Below are 24,125 nucleotides of genomic sequence, written 5' to 3'. Positions count from 1 at the left end.
GGGGGTAGGTCTCTTGCCTTGATGCGAACAGCCCGATTCCTGGCGGAATCGGGCTGTTTTGTTAGCTCATTTTTTAGTGTGGCATATTTGGGGTTAATTGAGCGCAAGAGTTATCCACAGATTTGGAATTTATTTTGCATTGCATGCAACGGCTGCGCGTTCGGCGCACCACGATACTTTTGTGGCCCTCCCGGTGGTCGTTCAGGATGACAACGCCTTGTTTTATGGGAGAACGGAGATGAAAGAAGTTACTGTATGAGTATCCCCGGTCCCCCCAATGCCAGGGACCGGGGCACTCGCATTCTTCTTTTACTCATGCCGCAGCGCTTCCATTGGCTGCACGCCGGCGGCGCGGCGGGCGGGAATCCAACTGGCGATAAGCGCCACTGCGAGAAGAAGTACGACTGCGCTTGCCAGTGTGATTGGGTCGTAAGGCGCAATGCCGTACAGCATGGACTTGACCAGCCGCGTCAGCCCAAGCGCCCCCGCAATCCCCACCGCAATACCCGCAGCCGCAATCCATGAGCTCTCACGCAGAATCATGCCGCGAATCTGCTCCGGCACCGCGCCCAGCGCAAGCCGTATGCCAATCTCATTCGTCCGCTGCGAAACGGTATAGGCCATAATGCCGTAGATGCCCACAGCCGCCAGCGCCAAGGCCAGCACGCCAAAGCCCGAGGTCAGCGTCACGAAAAGCCGCTCCTGCTGCATGTCCGCGTCGATCTGCTGCTGCTGCGTGCGAATGTTGACCAGCGGCAGATCGGGGTCAATCTGGTGCAGCGCATTGCGCAGCGCAGGCACCACCGACTCCGGGTCAACGCTGGTGTGCAGCTCGTAGGTTAAGCCATACAGCGATGGCTGCTGCGCATAATGCAGAATGAACTGCGGCGGAGGGTCGTCGCGCAGATCGGAGTAGCGCACATCCGCGCAGATGCCGATGATCTGATACCAGACCGTATTTACGCCCTCTTCGTCGGTTCTGAATCGCTTTCCAATAGGGTTCTGCCCCGGAAAGCGGCTCTTTGCCATTGCCTGGTTAATGACGGCAACCTTGGTGGAAGTAGCTGTATCCTGCGGCCCAAAGCCACGCCCAGCCACAATAGGAAGACCGAGCGCCTCAAAGAACCGGCTACCGCCAAGGTTATACACCTCTTCCTGGTGCTTGTTCTTGTCCTCGCGCTCGCCTTCGGGAAGGAAGTCCGTGCCATCGTAGTTTCTGGCAACGTAAGGCACAGAGGCCGGCGTAACTGCCTCCACACCCGGCACCGCCGCAAATGCTTCTTCAATGCGCTGGTGCAGTTGCACCGCCTTGCCTGCCGGATACTTCGCCTCCGAAGGATTGATTCCCGCAAGCAGCAAGTGGTCCGTACGAAATCCCACATCAACCGAGTTCAACCCCGCCAGCGTGCGCAAAAACAGGCCAGCACCAAAAACAAGCAGCGTAGAAAGCGCAATCTGAAAACCAACCAGCGCCTTGCCTCCAAGCCCTTTGCGTCTGCGTGAAGTGGTTTGCGAGTTCTCCTTCAACCCATGCACCAGCTCGGCGCGCGCCGCCACCAGCGCGGGCGCAAGACCAAACAGCAACCCAGTCAGAATCGTAATCGCCGCAGTGAAAGCAAAAATCTTCCAATCGAAGTGAATCTGAAACTCCGGCTGCTTCCAGGCATTGCCCACAAGCGCAGGCATAGCGGCACTGCCAAAATATCCGGCAAGCAAACCACCCGCACCGCCCAGCACGGCGAGCAACAGGCTTTCCACAAGCATCTGCCGCAACACGCGCGCGCGGCCTGCCCCAAGAGCCAGCCGCACACTCATCTCGCGCTGCCGCTGCGCACCGCGCGCAAGCAGAAGATTCGCAACATTAGCGCACGCAAGCAGCAGCACAAAGCCCACCAGCGTCATCAACACAGCCATCGGCTGCGCAAACAACCGCTGCTGCTCAAACAGCCCGCGGCTTCCATCGCGCAGCCACATGTGCGGAAGCTCGTCTCCCGCTCGCACCGTCTGCGTGTTGCGCACAATCGCGGAGAGCTGCGTATTCAGCGCCGTCTGCGCAGCCGCGTCACTCACACCCGGCCTGATGCGGCCCATGACGTTGACCCACCAGAACTCCGCTTCCTGCAGCACATCGGCATACGCAACGTGCCCATTGGCCGCGCGCGCCCCACGCACGGTCTGCGGATATACGAGAGGCTGCGCAGAGAACGGCACAAAGATATCAGGCGATTGCTGCACATCTCCCGCACCAGTAAAACCGCGTGGATTCACGCCGATAATCAACAGCGGCGCATCATTCACCTTGATCCATTGCCCCAGCACGGCAGGCGAGCGCGCAAAGTCCCGCTGCCACATTCCATCGCTGATAACAGCAACGAGTCCCTTACCGGGCACAGCATCATCCTGCGGATGGATGAAGCGGCCAAGCTGCGGCTGCACACCCAGAGCGGAGTAGTAATTGCCCGATACCATCTCCACCTGCACGGGCTGCGCCTGGTCGCGAACCGTCGCATTCATCGGTATGTCCTTGAACGCGAAGAGGTCTTCAAAGAGGCTGTTTTCAGCACGCAACTGCAGATAAGCCGGATACGAAAACGATTTGCTCGTTACCTGTCCGCCGGGCAGCATGCCGTAGTCGCCATTGATGTGATGCACGGCAACGTGTCCCTTCGGGCCTGTCCATGAGAAGAGCCGCAGCGACGCAGCGTGCGGCACATTCAGCCGTTCATAAAGAAGCTGCTTGGCAACAGAGAAGATTGCCGTATTCGCTCCAATCGCCAATGCCAGCGAACCCGCTGCAATCAGCGTAAACGCAGGCGATTTACGCAGTATGCGCACGGCATAACGCAAGTCCGCACCAAGCTCATCGAACCACCGCAGACCAAGCGAAGCGCGCATCTCTTCCTTGAGCTTGAGCGCAGGCCCAAGCTCAATGCGGGCAATGCGAGTAGCCTGCTGCAGCGTGTGGCCCGCGCGAATTAAATCTTCAATGCGATTTTCAAGATGGCTTTGCAGTTCCGCGTCCATCTCTGATTCAAGCTGACCGCGATGCAGCAAGGCGCGAAGCCAGGAACGCAACTGCGCTGCAAACTGCGCAAAATGAGATGGAATATTCATGCCTGCTCCTTGCTTGTTGTCTTGCTTACTCATGGCGCAGCGCCTCCATCGGTTCGACGCTTGCGGCGCGGCGTGCAGGAATCCAACTGGCCAGAAGAGCCACTGCAAGAAGAAGCAGAACAGCACATGTCAGCGTGACTGGGTCATAGGGCGCAATGCCGTAGAGCATGGATTTAACAAGGTGCGTGAGTGCGAGAGCCCCTGCAACTCCAGCAGTAAGGCCTGCGGCGGTAATCCATGTGCTTTCGCGCAGCACCATAGCGCGAATCTGTCCCGGCAGCGCACCGAGAGCAAGGCGAATACCAATTTCATTCGTGCGCTGCGAAACGGTGTAAGCCATGATGCCGTAGATGCCCACCGATGCGAGCAGCAATGCCATCACGCCAAAGCCAGTAGTGAGAGTAGCAAGCATCCGCTCCATCTGCATGGTGGAGTCAATCTGCTGGCGCTCTGTGCGAATGTTGATGAGCGGAAGGTCAGGGTCAGCCTGCTGCACAATGCGGCGCAGCGCGGGAACAAGCGTAGCGGCAGAAGCATGCGTGCGAATCTGATACGTCATGCCGCCAACTTCCTTCTGCTGAACGTAAGGCAAGTAGTAGACCGCCGGAGGCTCATCCTTCAACTGTGCGTAACGCGTATTGGCGCAGATGCCTACAACCTGGTACCAGTCGCTTTTGGGGTCGTCTTCATCGATCTTGAATCGCTTACCGATGGAGTTGCCATGCGGGAAACGCTTGTGGGCAAGTGCTTCATTGATAACTGCAACTTTCAGCGAGCTGACTGTATCCTGCGGGCCGAAGCCACGCCCTGAAACAATCGCAACCCGCATCGTTTGGAAGTAATCATTGCCCACGGTGTTGGTGTATTCCGGCGGAAGATTCTTGCTGTTCGCGGGCTCATCCTCGGTCCGAAAACCCGAGTTCATCATGCCACCGCCGGCAAGCGGCATCACCGCCGGAGCAACCGACTCGACGCCGGGAAGCTCTGCGATCTTCTGCTCTAACTGCTGATGCAGAAACACACCCTTGCCGTCTGCATAATGCTTCTCCGGTGGGTTGATATCAAACATCAACACATGATTCGGCTCAAATCCGAGACTAATCGAACTCAGTTGCAGAACGGTGCGCAGAAAGATACCAGCACCGATAACGAGCACTGTAGAAAGCGCAATCTGCAATGCGACAATCCCCTTGCCTCCCCAGCTCTTGCGGCGACGCGTGGCATGTTGCGCGCTTTCTTTCAACTGGCTGCTTACATCCTTGCGTGAGGCAAGCCACGCGGGAAGCAGGCCGAAGAGAGTAGCCGTGGCAAAGGTAATAAGCAGCGTGAATGCAAAGACACGCCAATCGAAGGGAATTGTAGTTGTGTGCGCTTCCCATGGGTCTTCCACCAGCCGGGGAAATACATTTCTTCCCGCATAACTGAGGATGAGTCCGCCCACGCCGCCGAGCGAAGCAAGCAGCAGGCTTTCCGTAAACAACTGGCGCAAGATGCGCATACGCGCCGCACCCATCGCCATACGAACATTCAACTCACGCTGACGCTTCGAGCCGCGTGCCATCAGGAGATTCGCCACATTCACACATGCAAGCAACAAGAGCAACACTGTAAACGCAAAGAGCACGTAAATAGGCTTGGAGAGCGCGTTATCCATTGCGTGCAGGCCGCGGCTTCCATCGCTGAGCTCAAGCTTTGGCATGGTCTCGCCGGGCTTCGGTTTCATGACGTTTTGAACTACTGCCGCGAACCTTGTTTCCAACGCTGCTTGCGCAGTCTCGTCTTTAACGCCCGACTCGGCACGCGCTGCAATGTTGACCCACCAGAAATCCGTGGATTCAAGCAGCGACTTTTTCATCATGGGGTTAATCACCGGCTGCATGGTGATGGGCACCACGATATCTGGCAGTTCCATTGCCCCCTTGATGCCGGTGAAGCCGCGTGGATTGACCCCGACGATGGTCATAAGCTGCTGGTTGACGCGGATAAGTTGCCCAATAGCTGCAGGCGAACGATTAAACTCGCTTTCCCACAATCCGTCACTGATGACAGCGACGGTTCCAGAGCCTGGCTGCTGGTCGTCTGATGGCTGAAGAGGACGGCCCGCCTGCACACGCACCTGCATCTGCTCGTAGAAATTGCCGGAAACCATCACCACATCCACATTCTGCGCGTCCCCGTGCACTGTGGCGTTCATGCGGTTTTCCTTGAAGGCCACCAGGTCGCCAAGCTCATGGTTTGCGGCGCGCAACTGCTGATACATGGGATAGGGGAAGATCGGCGAAATCGTGCCGCCGTTCGGCGTGGAGTTCCACTCACCCCACCCGCTCATGCCCGGCGATTTTCCAGTGGTCACCCAGCGCAGCATACGAAGCTGCTCTGGATGCGGTACAGTAACGCGACCATAGAGGATTTGCTTGCCAACTGCAAAGATGGTGGCATTGGCTCCGATAGCAAGAGCGAGTGAACCCGCCGCAATAAGCGTAAACCCAGGCGATCTGCGTAGAAGGCGTATGGCGTAGCGGAGATCTGCAGCTAGCTCGTCAAAGAAGCGCAGGCCGAGCGAAGCACGCATCTCTTCCTTGTGCTTGAGCACAGGACCAAGCTCGATGCGAGCGATGCGGGCAGCTTCCTGCGGCGCGTGGCCTGCGCGAATAAGGTCTTCCGTCCGGCTTTCAAGATGCTGCGCAAGCTCAGCTTCCATCTCAGTTTCGAGATTGCGGCGGTGCGTGATGGAGTGAATCCAGGAGCCAAGCTCCGCGGCAGTGCGTGCGAAAAAGTGCTTCATAGGCTCTCCTCGGTTGCGCGGAGAATTCCGTTGATGATGCCGGACATGCGACGCCACTTTTCTGTTTCCTCGCCGAGACGCTGGCGGCCCAGTTTCGTCAAGCTGTAGTACTTGGCGCGACGGTTGTTCTCGCTCTCGCCCCATTCGCTGGCAATGGCCCCCTGATGTTCGAGGCGATAGAGCGCGGGATAAAGCGAACCCTGCTGGATGATGAGCTCGTCTTTTGCGAACTGGGCGGAGATTTGCTGAATGCGCAACAGAACGCCGTAGCCATGCAGCGGGCCAAGGGAAACGGCTTTCAGAATGAGCAGGTCGAGCGTGCCCTGAAGCACGTCGTTTTGTTTTTCAGAGGCTTTGTCTTGCCTGGGTGGGGTCACGATTCTCTCCTTGGCCATCTAGGAAAGAAGATACCGAAGCCTTTCCTAGACTGTCAAGGAGAGTCTTTACCAAGATAAAAGCGATGCACGCGACTAGCGAATCCCAATCAGCAGGCCGGCGCTCATGCCTATCGACTGTTGGTGGCCACCGGCAAAGCTGTAATCATAAGCCGGCTCAAGATACCAGCCGAAGCGATGCTTGCCGCTTGGCCAGAACATGAAGTCTCCGGCCAGCTCTCCGCTGATGGAATTCTCTACTTTTCCTTTTTGATTGGTGTGAACCCACTCGGGGCTAACGCCCAGCATGAACTCGGCTTTTTGCGAGAAGGTCCACGGCTTTTTGAAAAGCAGATCCGTGTCCCATTCCCCTGTGCCATGCGACTGGAAACGAGAGGTTCCAGCCTCTAGCTCCAGGATACCTTCAATGGGCGTAACCTCCGCGGCCAGGTTCGGCGCAAAGGTGGCTGCTCCGCCGCGGAAATCCCAATTCGTGGAAGCCCCCAGCTCCAGAATTGCGGCTGGCTCTTTGTCTTCCTGAGGCTCATGATTGGTCTGCCGGATAGGAATGCTGGTTGGCGTTGGCTGCCCATGCGCGGACAGTGACAGGAATAGAAACAGGCATGCCGCTGCGGGCATGAATATGCGGAAATACATCGATCCACTCTCTCCAAAACGAGTTATGTTCTCGAATCCGCGCCTATGCAGGCGCGGCGAACTACGCGGAGAGAAGCGTACGGGGAGGCTGAAAGATGGGAGAACGCGCTCCCAGTGCAGGAGAAGAATGTTCCGGCTGCGTTTCGGCCACGCTCCTCTTCATTCGGACGGCAGAAGTGAGCGCGTTGGGAAGTCCCAGGAATGCACAGCACGCACAGACGCCATTACAGGTATCCGGCGCGGTAAGCGGCTCGCGATGGGCAAGCGAATGCGAGGAAGAGGTTGGGATGGCAAGCGAAGATGGACCGTCGCAGGGATTGCAATGCCGGGATTGAACTGCCAGAAATGCCAGCGCTGCACACAGCACCCACGCAATGCGATGGAACAGTGTTGTGTGGGCCGATCTCATGTATTCACAGTAAAGCATATGAAGCCGAGAACTCTGTCAGGACAGAACACCACAAATTCTCCCTTATCTCACCAAGGCAGCGTCCCATGTGCAGTCGAGGCCTCCATGCCAGCTCCATACTTCTGCGCAAACTAGAACTGTAGTAGCACTCATATAACACTCACACCACAAACACAAAAAGCCAAGTCCGAAGACTTGGCTTTTTGTTCAATTTAATTGCCGGCGATCACCTAATCTCCCACACAGTTACCCGTGCAGTACCATCGGCCCAACGAGGCTTAACTTCCGTGTTCGGGATGGGAACGGGTGATCCCTCGCGGTATGGTCACCGGCAAACTTGATAGCGCCTGGCGGGTGGTTGCCCACAGCCTTATGCGACATCTGCTTTATTCCGGATTGTTTCTCCCGGAACTCGCAGCAGGAACGCGTACTGCAAACCAGCGCTACATTCAAACTTGCTCGTAATCGAGCTAGTGAAATCGAAATTGATTGGGAATTTCTTTGTGCAACGTACAAGGCTTACTTAGAAGTGGCTCACGCGAATGACCTAACTGCGCGGAGTTAATTCTATGGTAAAGCCGAACGGGCGATTAGTATTGGTAAGCTACACACATTACTGCGCTTCCACCTCCAACCTATCAACCAGGTGGTCTTCCTGGGCCCTTCAGGGAAATCTCATCTTGGAGCGTGCTTCCCGCTTATATGCATTCAGCGGTTATCACAACCGAACTTCGCTACCCAGCCGTGCTCTTGACAGAACAACTGGAACACAAGAGGTTCGTCCATCCCGGTCCTCTCGTACTAAGGACAGCCCTCCTCAAATTTCCTACGCCCACAGCAGATAGGGACCGAACTGTCTCGCGACGTTCTGAACCCAGCTCACGTACCGCTTTAATAGGCGAACAGCCTAACCCTTGGAAGCTTCTACACCTCCAGGATGCGATGAGCCGACATCGAGGTGCCAAACCGGAGCGTCGCTGTGAACGCTTGGCTCCGATCAGCCTGTTATCCCCGGCGTACCTTTTATCCGTTGAGCGATGGCCCTTCCATACAGAACCACCGGATCACTAAGGCCTGCTTTCGCATCTGCTCGACTTGTAGGTCTCGCAGTTAACCACTCTTATGCCTTTGCACTCGACGGCTGATTTCCAAACAGCCTGAGAGTAGCTTCGCGCGCCTCCGTTACAATTTAGGAGGCGACCGCCCCAGTCAAACTACCCGCCTAACTATGTCCCTCACCCGGATCACGGGTGGAGGTTAGAATCACAGCACACATAGAATGGTATCTCACCGGCGGCTCCACCGAATCCGAAAATCCGGTCTCAAAGCCTCCCATCTATTCTGAGCAATGAATGCCATAACTCATAGTTAAGGTGTAGTAAAGGTGCACGGGGTCTTTCCGTCTAGCTGCGGGTAACCGGCATCTTCACCGGTACTACAAGTTCGCCGAGCAACTCGTTAAGACAGTCGTACGATCGTTACGCCATTCGTGCAGGTCGGAACTTACCCGACAAGGAATTTCGCTACCTTAGGACCGTTATAGTTACGGCCGCCGTTCACCGGGGCTTCAATTCAAAGCTTCGCTTGCGCTAACCTCTCCTTTTAACCTTCCGGCACCGGGCAGGCGTCAGCCCCTATACGTCGTTTTCGACTTAGCAGAGACCTGTGTTTTTGTTAAACAGTCGCCGTACGCGCTTCACTGCGGCCCACCAGAGGTGGGCGCTCCTTCTCCCGAAGTTACGGAGCCAATTTGCCGAGTTCCTTAACGAGCTTTCACTCGAGCGCCTTTGGATATTCTCCTCGTCTACCTGTGTCGGTTTGGGGTACGGTTCCCTTTGTTCTCCTTAGAGGTTTTTCTCGGCAGCGTGAACTCAGCATCCTAGCCCCACTGGGACTGTGACTTGTCTCACCGTTAAGAGAAAGTGGATTTGCCTGCCTTCTCCGGCTTACACAAGCCAAACGCAATAGTCATAGTGCGTCATGCTTATCCTTCTGCGTCACCCCATCGTAATAACGAACATTGGGAGGGACGGAATATTAACCGTCTGTCCATCGACTACGCCTCTCGGCCTCGCCTTAGGGACCGCCTAACCCTGAGCGGATTAACCTTCCTCAGGAAACCTTAGACTTTCGGCGGGGAGGGTTCTCACCTCCCTTATCGCTACTTATGCCGGCAGGGTCTCTTCGCAACGCTCCATCAGTCTTCTCAGTCTGACTTCGACGCTGTTGAGAATGCTCTCCTACCACGCACACAAAGTGTGCATCCGCTGCTTCGGTGTACAGTTTTAGCCCCGTTGTATTGTCGGCACCGGACCGCTTGACCAGTGAGCTATTACGCTTTCTTTAAAGGATGGCTGCTTCTAAGCCAACCTCCTGGCTGTCTGAGCGTTCCGACTTCCTTTCCCACTTAACTGTAACTTTGGGACCTTAGCAGGCGATCTGGGCTGTTTCCCTCTCGACTATGAGGCTTAGCCCCCACAGTCTGACTCCCGGATATGTTGTCACTGGCATTCGCAGTTTGGTTGGATTCAGTAAGCCGGAAAGCCCCCTAGTCCATCCATATCTCTACCACCAGTGCAATTCGTCCGAGGCTAGCCCTAAAGCTATTTCGGAGAGAACGAGCTATCACGGAATTTGATTAGCCTTTCACCCCTACCCACAGCTCATCCGAGCTTTTTTCAACAAACACCGGTTCGGTCCTCCAGTGGGTGTTACCCCACCTTCAACCTGGCCATGGGTAGATCATCCCGCTTCGCGTCTATTCCTGCCAACTTAACGCCCTATTAAGACTCGCTTTCGCTTCGGCTCGCTTACGCTTAACCTTGCTGACAAGAATAACTAGCCGGCTCATTATGCAATAGGCACGCGGTCAGACATTCCCTTACGGGCATAGTCCTCCCACTGCTTGTAGGCACACGGTTTCAGGTACTTTGCACTCCCCTCGACGGGGTTCTTTTCGCCTTTCCCTCACGGTACTGGTTCACTATCGGTCAGAGACTAGTATTTAGCCTTACGGAATGGTCTCCGTAGATTCAAGCAGGGTTTCACGTGCCCCGCCTTACTCAGGTACCGGCTTCGAGTCTTGAGTGTTTTCGTCTACGCGCCTGTCACGCTCTATGGATCTCCTTTCCAGAAGATTCGACTAACACCAAGATTGGTAACTCTACTGTTGCCGGCCCTACAACCCCCGAAGCACCGAAATGCTACGGGTTTGGGCTGTTCCGATTTCGCTCGCCACTACTCTCGGAATCGAGGTTTCTTTCTTTTCCTTCAGGTACTGAGATGGTTCACTTCCCTGAGTTCGCTCTATCCTGCCTATGTATTCAGCAGGTAGTTCCTAGGGTTTGCCTAGGAGGGTTGCCCCATTCGGAAATCTCCGGTTATAACGCCTGTGTGCGGCTTACCGAAGCTTATCGCAGCTTGCCACGTCCTTCATCGCCTGTCTCTGCCAAGGCATCCACCGTGCGCCCTTAGTAGCTTGACCATAGAATTAACTCCATGCAGGGCCGCATCGCTGCGGGCCATCATAAGCTAACTCCTAGTTATTCGCCTGTGTGATCGAATTGCTGATCACTACAAAGATTTGCTGTAATCAACTTGCGATTACAACCAATATCTAAAGACACTTCTTAGTTGAGCAATCTGATTTCGCCACATTACGAGCGTGGCTAGAACAGTTGCTCGGCCTTGTATGTTATACGCTTGAACTTACAGCCTGTCGCTTGCGCCTCGCGGCGAACAAACAGACTTTCAATCGTATTACCCAATCAATTTCGTTTTCAAACATCAGACCTTCGCGCTTACGCTGCAGAAGGCGCGCCCTCAGGCGCTTGAAACCTGCCTACCATGAACCAGATAAAGACCATTCCGGCTCGTCAGCATGCTTCCAGATTGATACCAGCAAAACTGATGCCAATCTGGAAGCACTCAAGAATGAGCTTGGTGGAGCTGATCGGGATCGAACCGATGACCCCCTGCTTGCAAAGCAGGTGCTCTCCCAACTGAGCTACAGCCCCATGTTGTTGGCGCTTACAGCCGAGTATGGTGGGCCTGGGTAGATTCGAACTACCGACCTCACCCTTATCAGGGGTGCGCTCTAACCAACTGAGCTACAGGCCCAAAGTTGGCCGCCCCATGCCGCCTACATCTTACAAATTGCAAGCGCGGCGGCTCTTGTTACTCTCATTCCGTGCTAAAGGGTTTCGAGGACAAGGTAGAACATGCTGAACAGCTACGCCGTTCATGACGATCGTGCGAATCGTATCAGCCAAAAAGAAGGCTTAATCTGAATTCTGTTCACGCTGCAGGTTACAGCAGAACAGTTGGATAGCACCGCTACTCTACGCTTCACAGCGTTCCGCTATCGCGGAAGGAGTAGTTGTGCCACCGTTTCTCTTTTAGAAAGGAGGTGATCCAGCCGCAGGTTCTCCTACGGCTACCTTGTTACGACTTCACCCCAATCATGAATTACACCTTGGACGGCTGCTTCCTTGCGGTTAGCTCACCGGCTTCTAGTGCAACCCACTTTCGTGATGTGACGGGCGGTGTGTACAAGGCCCGGGAACGTATTCACCGCGGCATTCTGATCCGCGATTACTAGCGATTCCAGCTTCACGTAGTCGAGTTGCAGACTACGATCCGAACTGAGGACGGCTTTTTCCGATTAGCTCCCCCTCACGGGTTTGCGACGGTTTGTACCGGCCATTGTAGCACGTGTGTAGCCCTGGACATAAAGGCCATGAGGACTTGACGTCATCCCCACCTTCCTCCCCGTTATCCGAGGCGGTTCTGCCAGAGTGCCCAACTAAATGATGGCAACTGGAAGTAAGGGTTGCGCTCGTTGCGGGACTTAACCCAACATCTCACGACACGAGCTGACGACAGCCATGCAGCACCTATATAACGGTCCCTTGCGGGAAAGCGATATTTCTACCGCGGTCCATTACATTTCGAGCCCAGGTAAGGTTCTTCGCGTTGCGTCGAATTAAACCACATGCTCCACCGCTTGTGCGGGCCCCCGTCAATTCCTTTGAGTTTCAGCCTTGCGACCGTACTCCCCAGGCGGACTGCTTAACGCGTTAGCTACGGCACGGCGGGATTGGGTACCCGTCACACCAAGCAGTCATCGTTTAGGGCTAGGACTACCAGGGTATCTAATCCTGTTTGCTCCCCTAGCTTTCGTGCATCAGCGTCAGTTATGGTCCAGTGAGCCGCTTTCGCCACAGGTGTTCCTCCTGATATCTACGCATTTCACCGCTACACCAGGAATTCCACTCACCTCTCCCATACTCAAGCCCGGCAGTTTCCGATGCAGACTATGAGTTGAGCCCATAGATTTCACATCAGACTTACCAAACCGCCTACGCACCCTTTACGCCCAATAATTCCGAACAACGCTCGCCCCCCTCGTATTACCGCGGCTGCTGGCACGAAGTTAGCCGGGGCTTCTTCTCTCGGTACCGTCATTATCGTCCCGATCGAAAGAAGTTTACGTACCGAAATACTTCATCCTTCACGCGGCGTTGCTGCGTCAGGGTTTCCCCCATTGCGCAAAATTCCCCACTGCTGCCTCCCGTAGGAGTCTGGACCGTGTTTCAGTTCCAGTGTGTCCGTGCGCCCTCTCAGGCCGGATACAGATCACTGTCTTGGTGGGCCATTACCCCGCCAACTAACTAATCTGCCGCGACCCCCTCCTTAAGCGAATTGCTCCTTTGACCCGTAGGTATTATGCGGTATTAGCCTCGGTTTCCCGAAGTTATCCCCCACTCAAGGGTAGGTTAGTCACGTGTTACTCACCCGTGCGCCACTGTACTCAGGACCGAAGTCCCTTTCTCGTTCGACTTGCATGTGTTAGGCACGCCGCCAGCGTTGATTCTGAGCCAGGATCAAACTCTCGTTTGAAACCTGTTGTCAGTAGATTCAGGACGGAGGTCCGAATTCTACCGACCGCATCCACGGACCGAAGCCCTGGATGCCTTACCTTGTGAGATGATCAAGCCAAACCTGATCGAATCTCACGACTGGCACGTTCTACCTTATTGTCAAAGATCCTTAAGAGTGATTCTCCTGAGAGAGACCCTTTGGATCGGGCTTAAACCGAAGTTTAAGTTGTCCCCGAACTTGTTGCGCTTCAACAACTTACGCCGTTCAGCGTGTCGTCGTTTCGTTTGCGCGACTTTTTAAGATTATCGAAGTTTCGCTTTCTTGTCAACCCTTTGTTTTTCTTACCTCTTTACACTCTTGAGGCCGCCCGGTCACTATACCGGCGGTTCGTTCCTCATCGCGAGTGCGAAGCATCGAAACCCAAGGAGCTGAGCGGCGAACTTGCCTCTCAAAAACTCACGCGCTTACGCGCAAAAAATCTATCAAAGAGCGACTGACATTCGTCCGCGCCGCTAGAGGCGCGCGAGGATTTAATCCTCGGGTCGAGCAATGGGTTGTTCTCTGAGGGATTCCCTACAGGGGCCATATGGGGAGTTACTTCACCCTAGCCCTTCGAACCGTCTTCCTCATTCCTTAACAGGCAGGCCAGCGAATCTCGCTTCAGCCACCGGGAAGAACCACTGCAACTACTGTACTGCTCACTGCAACTTTCCAAGAGTAACATAGGCTACTCTCTTTTGCAACCTCGATGCTCACTTGCGTGTTTCATCTTGTTGCAACTTTTCGAGATTAGCATAAGCTTTTCTCTTTTGCAACTCACTGTGTTCGCTTTGCCTTACGCTGCGTTCACACCTCGTTGCGACTTGTTGAGAATAGCAATCTATTCACCCCATTGCAACCTTTTATGCTGTGAAAAACCGGGCATTATCGTGGAAAAGGCCCTCGCACCCCTATAAACACTGGACTTCAGAATCTTCATGAAATCCTAATATGCATTAGGAATGGTGCAAAAGGCCTTGTTCTGCAGTAGAAATCCATGCTTTTGAGACTGTTTTCCGTACAGAAGAAACGGTGTGCGTGCCTCTAACTAAGAGAACTCTCACTCATGTTTGGGAATCATTCCCAGGTCGGTCAGCCCATTCACGAAGAACTGCATGGCCAAAGCCACCAGCAACAGGCCCATAATACGTACGAGAATACGAATGCCTGTTTCCCCTAGCACACTGCGAATCCTCCCTGCTGCTGCCAACACCCAGTAGCTAATCAGGCAAGTGAGCGCAATGGAACCGAGAATGAGGCCCATCTCATAACCGAAGAATTTCGGCACCTGACCAACAAGCACCATTACCGAGGAAATCGCACCTGGCCCGGCAAGCATGGGTATACCCAGCGGCACGATACCCGCATCTTCCTTGTGGCTGGCTTCTTCGGTATCGCCCGAGGCTTCCTGCGTGGGAGAGCGCTTGGCTTCCAGCATGTCCAGGCCGATGAGCAGAAGAATCAACCCGCCCGCCACCTCAAAGGCCGGCAGTGTAATGCCGAAGATGCGGAAGATAATCTGCCCGGCAAGCGCAAAACTGGTCAGCACAATGAAGCAGGTAATGCAGGCCTTGCGCGCCATGCGGTTGCGCTTGGCCTCGTCGGCACTCTCAGTAATGGCAAGAAAAGAGCCAATGGCGGCAAAGGGATCGACGAGAAAGAAGATGGAGCTGAGGGCGAGAGCGGCAAAGCGCACCCACGGCGCGGTGCGCAGCTCGTTCAGCGCGGTCGCGGCTGGATTCTGAAAGTACACGCTGCAAGCGTAACATGCATTTGCGTGAAAATCGCAGTATCAAAAGGACTAAAGGGCGCTGAAATCCGAAATGGAGCTATGGCCGTGCGCGTCCTCCACAAGAGCATTTCCGGCACGCACGACGAGCCTCGTCTGGCAGCCGGCTTCGCGGGCAGCATCCAGCTCAGCCACTACGTCCGAAAGGAAGAGAATTTCCTGCGGAGCAACCTGCAGCGCCGCCGCGATGGATGCGTAGCTCGTGGCCGCGCGTTTCGGGCCGGTCGTAGTGTCAAAGTAGCTGGAAATCTGCGGAGTCAGGTCACCGAAGGTGGAGTAGTGGAAGATAAGCTGCTGCGCCTCAACCGAACCTGACGAATAGATAGCGATGCGCGAGCCATGGGACCACCGGCGAAAGGCTTCCGAAACATCGTCGAAGAGCGTGCCTTTTAGCTCGCCACTCTCATAGCCTGACTTCCATATTTTTCCCTGCAGGCTTTTGAGCGACATCGATTTGCGGTCGCGGTCCATAAGCCAGTTGAGGTACTCGATGACTCGCGGAAGCGTATAGAGTGCATTCCCGGAACCTTCCTGCCGCATGCCGGAAGGCTCGCTGAGAACCAGGCGCGGCACGTCGGGATCGGTTTCGCTGCGGTTTTCAAGCATCAGCAGCAAAAGCGCATGCGTTACGCCTTCGTGGTCGATGCTTTTTTGCAGGAACTCGGCAAAGTGGGCGCGGGCATAGGGAAACAGTTCTTCCGTCACAAGGGAAACGGGCGCGACGGTCCCCTCAATATCGAGCAAATAAACTTTCGGCTGGCTCATGCGCTAATTGTCTTTGCAAAAGATGTTTCTACGCGGGCACCAATGTAAACGGGCCCGAAACAGAGTGGTTGATATCCGGCATTCACGCCGGAGTCTGTGTAATGGGGTGCCCAGCCGGAGGTGTCCTGAAACCAGCGGATGGCGCGGATTTTGCGCTCGGCGCAGAGCGTGAACCAGTGGGTTACGCCCTGGGGCAAGCGAAGCATGTCGCCAGGACCGACTTCGACAGAGGCGACTTTACCGCCGATATTCAGAAAGAAGATGCCGCGGCCAGAGAGCACAAATCGGACCTCATCTTCCGAGTGCGTATGCTCCTTGTCAAAGCGCGCCAGCATGGCTTCAAGGTTGGGCGTTGCAGGAGTGATGTCGATAACATCAGCGGTGACGTAGCCGCCGCGACGCTTCATTGCGGCAATTTCTTCCGCATAGGCGGTCAGAACTTCTTCGGCCTGCGCATCAGCGGGAACACGGTCGAGAGACCAGCGCTCGTAGTCGATGCCGAGAGCGGCAAGCTCGGACGCAATTGCCGCTTCGTCCTCAAAGGCCGTGTTGGTATCAGGAAAGCGAAGTACCGCCATCGCAAACCTCCATCTTTCAATGCCCGAAAACTCTGCGCCCTTCTACTTCAAAAAGAAATTCGAGCGCTTCCACATGCCGCTGCGCGTAGGCTACGGACTTACCCCAAGTATAGAGTCCGTGACCGCCAAGTAGCACCCCGTGCGTACCGGGATTTTCTTTCAGCGCCTCGGCCAGCTCGCGGGAGAGCAGGTGGTAATCCTGCGAGTTGGAAAGTACGGGAATAATTTCGCGGAACTCGTGCGTTGCCACACCATCGAGCGCCTTCAGCAGTTCGTAATTTTCCAGCACCACGCGCGCACCGGCAAAGCGTGCCGAAAGCAGCGTATTCCAAACCGAGTGAACGTGGAGAATCGCGCCGGCTTCAGGGCGGTCGCGGTAGATAACAACATGAAGCGCCGTCTCTGCCGAAGGCTTCCCTGCCCCGCTCAGCACATTTCCGGCAAGGTCCAGTTCCAGCAAATCGCCCGTCTGCATCTGCCCCTTGTCGAGGCCGCTGCGGGAGATGAAAATGCGCTCCGCTGCCGCGTCACGCACGCTGAAGTTGCCGCTCGTCGCCGGAACCCAGCCTTTTGCGGCGCACCAGTGGGCCGCTTCGCATAGCCGTTCTTTTTCGTTATTCGCTTCGTTCGCCATCGCTGCCCTGAGTCTAGCAAGCTTCGATTGGCGCCAACTACAATCAACTCTTGCTCACTCCGCAACAACGCGACCTTTTCGACATCGTTCTCGTCTCGCCGCGCAACCCGCTGAACATTGGCGCAGTGGCACGGGCCATGGCGAACTTCGGCTTTGAGCATCTTTCTGTCGTAGCCGCGTATGAACCGCACTGGCGTGATGCCCGCTCGGCTGTCGGCGCGCCGGAACTCCTCCAAAACGCAAGCGAGTCCACGACTCTTGCGGAAGCCGTCGCGAAGGATACTTTTGTCCTCGGCACCGGAACGCTCACTTACCGCAAGCCCGACCAGCCGGTGATTTCCTTGCCAGAACTGGGACCTGTCATTCAGGAAAAGCTAACCGCGAATGCTCGCATCGCAATCCTCTTCGGCTCAGAAAAACGCGGCCTCTCCCGCGACGACCTTTCCTATTGTCATGCGCTAGTCGAAATCCCCACCGACGCGCGGCAGCCCTCCATGAATCTCGGCCAGGCCGCCGCCGTCTGCCTCTACGAACTGGCTTGCGGAGGCACACGCATCACGGAAGCCGCCGCCGCGCAGCAACCTGTGAACACCGAAACGCTGGAACGCCTCGCCGGGTTGGTTCAAGAGACGATGATTGCCGCCCATTACTCTCCGGAATCGATGCACGAGAACAACCGCCACGACCTGCGCGTAATGCTGCGGCGGCTTCACATCTCTCCGCTCCATTCGCGCCGCATCTTCGGCCTCTTTCGCCGGATTCTTCACCGGCTCACCGAAAAATCCGCTCAATAGGCTAGAGTGGATTCGGAGGAAAATCCGTGAGCCAGGCCTTTTTCCGACTCATCCAAACTGGTGCCACCGCCGAAATAGCCGACGCGGTGCAGAACGACCCCTCGCTAGCTCGCGCGCATGACGCAAACGGCGTCTCCGCGCTGACATGGTCCATCTACACCGGCCAACCGATGGTACGGGATTTTCTACTGGCCGAGTTGAAGCACCAGCATGCAGACCTGGACATTTTTGAGGCCGCCGCCGCTGGTGACACCGAACGGCTGGCCGCGATTCTTGGTCCCGAACCGGATGCCGTCAACAGCTATTCGCCCGACGGCTGGACGCCGCTTCACGTGGCCGCGGCCTTCTCTACGCCAGAGGCCGTCAATCTGCTACTAAAGGCCGGCGCAAAAGTCGATGCCATCTCGAAAAACCCACAGAACAACCAGCCGCTGCATGCCGCACTGGCGTTAGGCCGCAACCCGGATACCGTAAAACTACTGCTAACCGCCGGTGCCAATCCGAACGCACCGCAGACCGCCGGATTTACGCCCATCTTTTCCGCAGCTACGGCAAACCGCAAAGACCTGGCCGAGATATTGATTGACGCCGGAGCCCACGCACAAATCCGCAGTGACCACGGAAAAACACCCGCAGATTTTGCCCGCGAGCGCGGAAATGAATCGCTGGCAGACTGGCTTTCAATTCAGCCGGACTAAGCCTTTTCTTCCGCAGGAGTTTTCGGCTCCCAAAGCTCGACGCGGTTCTCTTCCGGGTCCCAGAACCAGGCAAAGCGCCCATAAGGATGCTCTTCGCGGCGAAGGTCCACGCGCACTCCGGACTTTCCTACCTGCTTCAGCACCGCATCAATGTCATCCACACGAAAATTCAGCATCACCTGCTGCGTGGCCTCGCCGAAGTACTCCGTATCCGCCGGAAAGTGCGCAAAAACGGTCATCGCCTTGTCGTCAGTCTCCGCATTCACGCGAAAAACCAGCCCGCCGCTCTCCGAAACCGGAATCCCAAGATTTTCCGCGTACCAATCCGCAAGCGCCTTGGGATCGCGCGCCTTCAAAAACACCCCGCCAATGCCGGTTGCCCTGCCCATTCCTTACTCCCCTTGCTCAACTACCTGTTCAAGTGTCTGCTTATGTTTCACCTTACGCCCGGTGCGCGGCGTGTCCTCAACCACTCGGCCCGGCTTCGGCTGGCCCACACGCTCGCGGGCATTCGCCTTCACAGCCTTGGCCGCTGAAAATTTCTCCACTTTCTTTTTCGCCATCACAATCCTTCGTTCCAAGCGCTTGCTCTTACCCAGCCCCAGGGTCGAGTATGAAATAAATTCTGCCGGACGAAAAGTCCGCTGGAAACATAATCGGAGCAGTGACATGGAAGAACGCGATTTTTTCAACGAGACGACCGAGCAGCGCACCCACACCCTCACCTGTCCCAAATGCGGCCAGGCCGCCGAGTACAAAGTCACCTGGATTGTCCGCCGCAAGCGCGCCCAGTTGCCGGGCCGCGCCGACGAGCGTGACCGCGCTCGCTTTGCCAAGGCGCAATCCTACATGGTGCGCCGCGATGACAAGCTCTCCTGCCTGAACATCCGTTGCCGTAAGCCCTTTGAGATTACGTCCTTGCAGTCGCTGGCCTTTTTGCAGGACTGATTCCGCCATAACTGCAATTTGCGGTGAAACCAGTAGCGCGCCGCCGCCTCTTTGTGGTTCAATGGCTGCATAAAAATTTAGGAGCCCAAGCGAATGGCAAATTCCCTGCTGCCCCCTGAAGAGCGGAACCTGACCCCGGATGAAGTGGAAGCGCTCGACAAGCGCCGCGAGTTAGGGCACACCTTTTTGGTGATTGCCGGCCAGTTCTCCGTGATTTCCGTCGTTCTGTTGCTCTGGGTCGGGCAGGATCTGAGCTATTCTCCGGGCTGGGCACACCCGATGGCCTATTACTTCGCCGTCGCCGTGACGCTCGTGCTGGTCTTCGGTCTTACCGGTCTCACGCTGCGCAAAGGCACCCCGCGCATCGATTAATCCCTTCCCTTCCGCATCGCCAGCGGCCACCGTGTGCAGGAAAACCGGAAAAGGTTTAGCCTGATAGAAGCACACATGGCCGCTGTTCTCCCCATTCCCGTGGCTTCCGATTCTTCCCCGCTGCTCTCCGGAGCACTCAGGGACAGTCATGGCCGCACCATCCACGATCTCCGCGTCTCCATCACCGACCGCTGCAACTACAAGTGTGTCTACTGCCGCACCGGCAATGAGGGCGCACAGTACGCAGACCTGAAAATCAGCGAATACCTGCGGCTCATCCGGCTCTTTGTCGATCTCGGCATCACCAAGGTCCGGCTCACCGGCGGCGAACCGCTGCTGCGCCGCGGACTCTGCGACATGGTCAGCGAACTGGCCTCCTGGAAGACGCTGGCGGGCGATCCGCTCGACATTGCGCTGACCACGAACGGCCACCTGCTCGAATCGCTGGCGCAGCCGCTCAAGGATGCAGGCCTCTCACGAGTTACCGTCAGCATGGACGCCGTGGATGCCCCTACGTTCGAGCGCATTACCCGCGTGCCGGGAAGCTTTGAAGCTGTAGTGCGCGGCATCCGTGCGGCAAAATCCGCCGGGCTCGGCCCGGTCAAAGTGAACTGCGTTCTGCTGCGCGGCTTCAACGACAACCAGATCGAAGGCTTCGCCCACTTTGCCCGGCAGGAAGATGTCATCGTACGCTTCATCGAGTTCATGCCTCTCGAAGAAGACCGCCTCTGGTCACCGGAAATCGTCGTCGGCCTGCGTGAAATCGTCGAGCGCATCCACAAAGTTCTCCCGGTAGTAGAGTTGCCGCGGCATGAGGCCAGTGAAACTGCCCGCCGCTTCGGCTTTACCGACGGCATCGGCGAGTTCGGCGTAATCGCTCCGGTAACCAACGCCTTTTGCGGAGCCTGTAGCCGCGTGCGGCTCACCTCCGACGGAAAAATCCGCACCTGTCTCTTCTCGCAGATGGAACACGACCTCTATGGCCGCATGCGTGCCGGAGCAACAGACGCAGAACTTTCCGCATACATTACTCGTACAATTCAAGGGAAAGAAGCACGGCATCACATCGGAGAGCCGGGCTTTCTAAAGCCCTCGCGCTCCATGGTGCATATTGGTGGATGAGTTACGTACAATGACAGGTAATTTCATCCCATAACAAAAAACAGAAAAGCTTGCTGGATAATCTTGGTACGATAAGTTTTCCTTCGACTCCGAACACGGTTCAAACTTCCCCCTGGTCCCGGTTGCTTTCGATGGCACAAGAGATAGAACAACGCATACCGCTTGACGACCTACTGGTCTTTCATGGTCTTGCGCGCTCGCTTACCTCAAGTCTGGACCTCAACACCATTCTCCGCACCATTCTTGACCACATGGAACGGCTCATCCAGGCCGAACTGTGGGCGCTGCTCATGCTCGATGAAGACCGCAAGGAACTTCACTACGCCATTGCCGCCGGCGGAGAAGAAACCTCACTCCGCGACCTGCGCGTAAAGGTTGGCGAGGGAGTCGCCGGATGGGTCGCACAGCACGGCGAAACGCTCATCGTTCCGGAATCCTCTGACGATGAACGTCTGGAAGCCGCCGACCGCAAGCTCAGCCGCAAAGACCATGTGCGTCGCGTGCGCTCCGTAATCGCGCTGCCGCTCAAGAGCCGCACCGGGACGCTCGGCGTGATTGAAGTTCTCAATCCGCGTGCCGGGCAGATGAACGATTACACCATCGCGTTCCTGCATATCCTTGCCGACCATGCCGCCATTGCCATTGAGAATGCAAATGACCACGCGCGCATTCATCAACTCACAATTACCGACGACACCACCGGCCTCTATAACGTGCGCTACCTCTACGAAGCGCTGGGCCGCGAGCTCGACGCCTGTACGCGCACGGCTCTACCCATGAGCGTAGCCTTCCTTGACCTCGACCACTTCAAGCTCGTCAATGACCACCATGGCCATCTCATCGGCAGCGAGCTGTTAGCACGCACCGGCAAACGGCTCCGCCAACTCAGCCGCTCCAGCGACCTGTGCTTCCGCTACGGCGGTGACGAATTCGCCATTCTGATGCCGAAGACCAGCGCGTCCGCCGCCCTGGCGCAGATGAATACGCTGCACAAGGCTCTCACCGATACCATCTTCACCATGTCGAACGGCCTTCAACTGCGCGTAAGCGCCAGCGTTGGCGTGTGCTCCGCGCCTGCGGACGGAACAACAATTCACTCCGTCATCGCCGCAGCCGACGCCCGCATGTATGAAGTAAAAACCGGCGGACGCGGCGCTGTACGCGGCACATAATTTTTCCCGTCTAATACATTTTTTCGAGCGCTCGTCGTGCCCATGCGTCATTCGCAGTGAAGGTGACTGCGTCGAACGCGCGCAAACAGCGCAGCCTCTCTCTATCTCTCAGCACATTTTTGCGAGGCGAATCATGAACTCACAATCAGGCGGACGTGTGTCCGCGACGCGCTTCTCTGCACTTGCGACAGGGCTCGCGGCAGGCTTAGCTCTCACACTCTCACTAAGCACAAACGCACAAACTCCCAACAGTGCCAGCGAACAGCGGCAGGAATCTACCGAAGTCATCCACCTGGCGCACACCGCGCAGAACGGCGCAGCCAGTGACCTGGCGACTGCACTGCGCAACAGTCTCGGCGTTCGAGTGAAGGTCTATCTCGCCTCATCTCAAAGCGCTGTTATCGTGCATGGAACTGCCGAGGAAATAGAACAGGCGCACAAAATAGTTGCGGAGCTGGACAAGCCCATCGCGCTCTACAAGCTCACCTACACCATCACGCAGGTGGAAGACGGCAAGCGCACCGACGCGCAGCACTACACGCTGCTGGCTTCGGCAGGCGAACAAGCCGAGTTCAAGGAAGGCCGCCGCGTACCGATTCAGACCGGCATATCGAACTCCGACCACTCCACGCCGGACATACAGTTTCAATACGTGGATATCGGCCTGAATATCAACGCAAAGCTCGATGGCTCAAGCCTGCGCACCAAGGTAGAAGAGTCCGCCATCGCCGATGAAAAATCAACGGTAGGAATTCAAGACCCGGTGATTCGCCAGATAGCTTTGCAAAGCACGGCAACCATCACGCCGGGAAAACCTGCAACGCTTGGCTCCATTGATATTCCCAACTCAACGCGTCATCAGGACGTGGAAGTGCTGGTTGAACGAGTCCAGTAGAGCGCGTGTAGTAAACACGCGCTACTCGTCTTCCTCATCCGTATCTTCAGCAGCTTGCTTTGCGGCAATCTGCTCAAGCTGATTACGCCAGTCAAGCTGTTCGACAAAGTTCTTGGACTCGCGCCAGCCGGGCTCAACAATAACATGCAGCTCCAGAAAAACCCGCGTGCCAAGCAGAGATTCAATCTGCTTGCGCGCACCCGTGCCAATAGCCTTCAGCTTGGCTCCGCCTTTGCCGATGAGGATGGCCTTCTGCCCATCGCGCTCGCAGTAGATGGCTGCGGCAATACGCGTAAGCGGCAGCTTAACCGTCGCGCCTTTCTTCTTCGACGGCGCAACAGGCGCAGGGTCCTCCCACCGCTCAATCACAACCGCAGCGGCATAAGGAACCTCTTCGCCCGTCTCCACAAGAATGCGCTCGCGAATCAGCTCCGCAGCCATAAAGCGAATCGGCTGATCCGTAAACTGATCCTTCGGGAAGTAGCGTTCGCCGCTCGGCAGCACATCGATAATCTTCCGCACCAGCACATCAAGCCCGTCTTTTTTGCGCGAGCTAATCGGAATCACTTCCGCAAACTCATGCTGCGTGCGCAGCGAATCAATCAGCGGCAGCAGCTTGTCCTTCGCAACTAAATCAATCTTGGTGAGCACAAGAAAAACCGGGCAATCCAGCTTGCGCACCAGCGAGAACAGGAACTCGTCTTCGCTAGCCCAGACATTGTTCCCCTTGTCTTTTTTCGCTTGTCCCTCTGCGCCGTCTTCTGTTCCCTCATCGAGTCCCACTCGACGGCTTACATCCATCAGCACGAGAACAAGATCACGCGTCTCCAGAGCCTCGTGAACTTCCTGCAGCATGCGCCGGTCAAGGTGCGAGCCGGGCTTATGCACGCCCGGCGTATCGACAAAAACAATCTGCGCAGCGGGATGCACCTTCTTGCGCGCAGCCACTTCCACCACGCCCGCAATGCGGTTGCGCGTGGTCTGCGGCTTGGCCGTAACGATGGCTACTTTTTCGCCGGTCAGCGCATTCAGCAGCGTGCTTTTGCCGGCATTGGGCCGGCCCAGAATTGCTACAAATCCAGATTTCAAATCGTTCT

The 24,125-nt window shown here is 56.2% G+C and carries 18 protein-coding genes, 2 tRNA genes and 3 rRNA genes; 7 read left to right on the top strand and 16 right to left on the bottom strand.

Going from position 1 to position 24,125, the window contains the following annotated elements; translation table 11 throughout:
• Positions 1-309: 309 nt before the first annotated feature.
• The 13 genes from AC5S3R_RS12190 to AC5S3R_RS12130 all read right to left on the bottom strand — a co-directional run bounded on the left by AC5S3R_RS12190 (position 310) and on the right by AC5S3R_RS12130 (position 17,027).
• Positions 310-3,147: an ABC transporter permease gene (locus AC5S3R_RS12190; RefSeq protein WP_494267310.1), complete on the bottom strand. Its 2,838-nt coding sequence runs from the start codon at positions 3,145-3,147 to the stop codon at positions 310-312.
• Complete coding sequence (locus AC5S3R_RS12185; RefSeq protein WP_494267309.1) at positions 3,140-5,899, bottom strand: ABC transporter permease; 2,760 nt, start codon at positions 5,897-5,899, stop codon at positions 3,140-3,142. Before AC5S3R_RS12185 ends, AC5S3R_RS12190 begins: the two co-directional genes overlap by 8 nt.
• Positions 5,896-6,276 (bottom strand): PadR family transcriptional regulator, encoded by a 381-nt coding sequence (locus AC5S3R_RS12180; RefSeq protein WP_494267308.1) that lies wholly within the window; start codon positions 6,274-6,276, stop codon positions 5,896-5,898. Before AC5S3R_RS12180 ends, AC5S3R_RS12185 begins: the two co-directional genes overlap by 4 nt.
• Positions 6,277-6,369: 93 nt before the next feature.
• On the bottom strand, positions 6,370-6,930 hold the full coding sequence (locus AC5S3R_RS12175) for a hypothetical protein (protein ID WP_494267307.1): 561 nt from the start codon (positions 6,928-6,930) through the stop codon (positions 6,370-6,372).
• Positions 6,931-7,556: 626 nt separating this feature from the next.
• Positions 7,557-7,672 (bottom strand): 5S ribosomal RNA (rrf, locus tag AC5S3R_RS12170).
• A gap of 236 nt (positions 7,673-7,908) precedes the next feature.
• A 23S ribosomal RNA gene (locus tag AC5S3R_RS12165) occupies positions 7,909-10,823 on the bottom strand.
• A 456-nt stretch (positions 10,824-11,279) separates the two neighbouring features.
• A tRNA-Ala gene (locus AC5S3R_RS12160) sits at positions 11,280-11,355 on the bottom strand.
• Positions 11,356-11,381: 26 nt separating this feature from the next.
• A tRNA-Ile gene (locus AC5S3R_RS12155) sits at positions 11,382-11,458 on the bottom strand.
• A gap of 282 nt (positions 11,459-11,740) precedes the next feature.
• Positions 11,741-13,240, bottom strand: a 16S ribosomal RNA gene (locus AC5S3R_RS12150).
• The 16S, 23S and 5S rRNA genes sit together here with 2 tRNA genes alongside, the layout of an rRNA operon.
• Positions 13,241-14,321: 1,081 nt before the next feature.
• Positions 14,322-15,014, bottom strand: coding sequence for a MarC family protein (locus tag AC5S3R_RS12145; RefSeq protein WP_494267306.1), 693 nt, complete (start codon positions 15,012-15,014; stop codon positions 14,322-14,324).
• A 48-nt stretch (positions 15,015-15,062) separates the two neighbouring features.
• Positions 15,063-15,815: an acireductone synthase gene (gene mtnC, locus AC5S3R_RS12140; protein WP_494267305.1), complete on the bottom strand. Its 753-nt coding sequence runs from the start codon at positions 15,813-15,815 to the stop codon at positions 15,063-15,065.
• Entirely contained in the window at positions 15,812-16,393 is a 582-nt protein-coding gene (locus AC5S3R_RS12135; protein ID WP_494267304.1) for a 1,2-dihydroxy-3-keto-5-methylthiopentene dioxygenase, read from the bottom strand. Before AC5S3R_RS12135 ends, mtnC begins: the two co-directional genes overlap by 4 nt.
• 16 nt (positions 16,394-16,409) lie before the next feature.
• Positions 16,410-17,027: a methylthioribulose 1-phosphate dehydratase gene (locus AC5S3R_RS12130; RefSeq protein ID WP_494267303.1), complete on the bottom strand. Its 618-nt coding sequence runs from the start codon at positions 17,025-17,027 to the stop codon at positions 16,410-16,412.
• Between the two features lie 50 nt (positions 17,028-17,077).
• Between AC5S3R_RS12130 and AC5S3R_RS12125 the strand changes: the two genes are divergently transcribed.
• Both AC5S3R_RS12125 and AC5S3R_RS12120 read left to right on the top strand, forming a co-directional pair.
• Entirely contained in the window at positions 17,078-17,821 is a 744-nt protein-coding gene (locus AC5S3R_RS12125; RefSeq protein ID WP_494267302.1) for an RNA methyltransferase, read from the top strand.
• A 26-nt stretch (positions 17,822-17,847) separates the two neighbouring features.
• The gene (locus AC5S3R_RS12120; protein WP_494267301.1) at positions 17,848-18,519 is read left to right on the top strand and encodes an ankyrin repeat domain-containing protein; all 672 of its coding nucleotides are present in this window, start codon (positions 17,848-17,850) and stop codon (positions 18,517-18,519) included.
• On the opposite strand, the gene AC5S3R_RS12115 is transcribed toward AC5S3R_RS12120, so the two are convergent.
• Both AC5S3R_RS12115 and AC5S3R_RS12110 read right to left on the bottom strand, forming a co-directional pair.
• The gene (locus tag AC5S3R_RS12115) at positions 18,516-18,908 is read right to left on the bottom strand and encodes a VOC family protein (protein ID WP_494267300.1); all 393 of its coding nucleotides are present in this window, start codon (positions 18,906-18,908) and stop codon (positions 18,516-18,518) included. The two genes, AC5S3R_RS12120 and AC5S3R_RS12115, sit on opposite strands and share 4 nt — an antisense overlap.
• A 3-nt stretch (positions 18,909-18,911) precedes the next feature.
• On the bottom strand, positions 18,912-19,082 hold the full coding sequence (locus tag AC5S3R_RS12110) for a hypothetical protein (protein WP_494267299.1): 171 nt from the start codon (positions 19,080-19,082) through the stop codon (positions 18,912-18,914).
• A gap of 106 nt (positions 19,083-19,188) precedes the next feature.
• Between AC5S3R_RS12110 and AC5S3R_RS12105 the strand changes: the two genes are divergently transcribed.
• The 5 genes from AC5S3R_RS12105 (at position 19,189) to AC5S3R_RS12085 (ending at position 23,028) form a co-directional block, all read left to right on the top strand.
• Positions 19,189-19,467 (top strand): hypothetical protein, encoded by a 279-nt coding sequence (locus tag AC5S3R_RS12105; RefSeq protein WP_494267298.1) that lies wholly within the window; start codon positions 19,189-19,191, stop codon positions 19,465-19,467.
• Positions 19,468-19,560: 93 nt separating this feature from the next.
• The gene (locus AC5S3R_RS12100) at positions 19,561-19,839 is read left to right on the top strand and encodes a hypothetical protein (protein ID WP_494267297.1); all 279 of its coding nucleotides are present in this window, start codon (positions 19,561-19,563) and stop codon (positions 19,837-19,839) included.
• Positions 19,840-19,914: 75 nt separating this feature from the next.
• Positions 19,915-20,961: a GTP 3',8-cyclase MoaA gene (moaA, locus tag AC5S3R_RS12095; protein ID WP_494267296.1), complete on the top strand. Its 1,047-nt coding sequence runs from the start codon at positions 19,915-19,917 to the stop codon at positions 20,959-20,961.
• Positions 20,962-21,092: 131 nt separating this feature from the next.
• A complete protein-coding gene (locus tag AC5S3R_RS12090) occupies positions 21,093-22,133 on the top strand; it encodes a GGDEF domain-containing protein (protein ID WP_494267295.1) in 1,041 nt (346 codons plus the stop codon).
• Between the two features lie 133 nt (positions 22,134-22,266).
• Positions 22,267-23,028 carry a secretin N-terminal domain-containing protein gene (locus AC5S3R_RS12085; protein WP_494267294.1) on the top strand — a complete coding sequence of 254 codons (762 nt, stop codon included), beginning with the start codon at positions 22,267-22,269 and terminating at the stop codon, positions 23,026-23,028.
• Positions 23,029-23,049: 21 nt separating this feature from the next.
• Here AC5S3R_RS12085 and era read toward each other — a convergent pair whose 3' ends face one another.
• Positions 23,050-24,117, bottom strand: coding sequence for a GTPase Era (era, locus tag AC5S3R_RS12080; protein WP_494267293.1), 1,068 nt, complete (start codon positions 24,115-24,117; stop codon positions 23,050-23,052).
• Between the last annotated feature and the right edge of the window lie 8 nt (positions 24,118-24,125).

The sequence above is a fragment of the Occallatibacter sp. FHG110214_02 genome (assembly GCF_059115385.1).
Note: the sequence above shows the minus strand (reverse complement) of the source record. Positions and strands in the feature narration are given on the sequence as shown.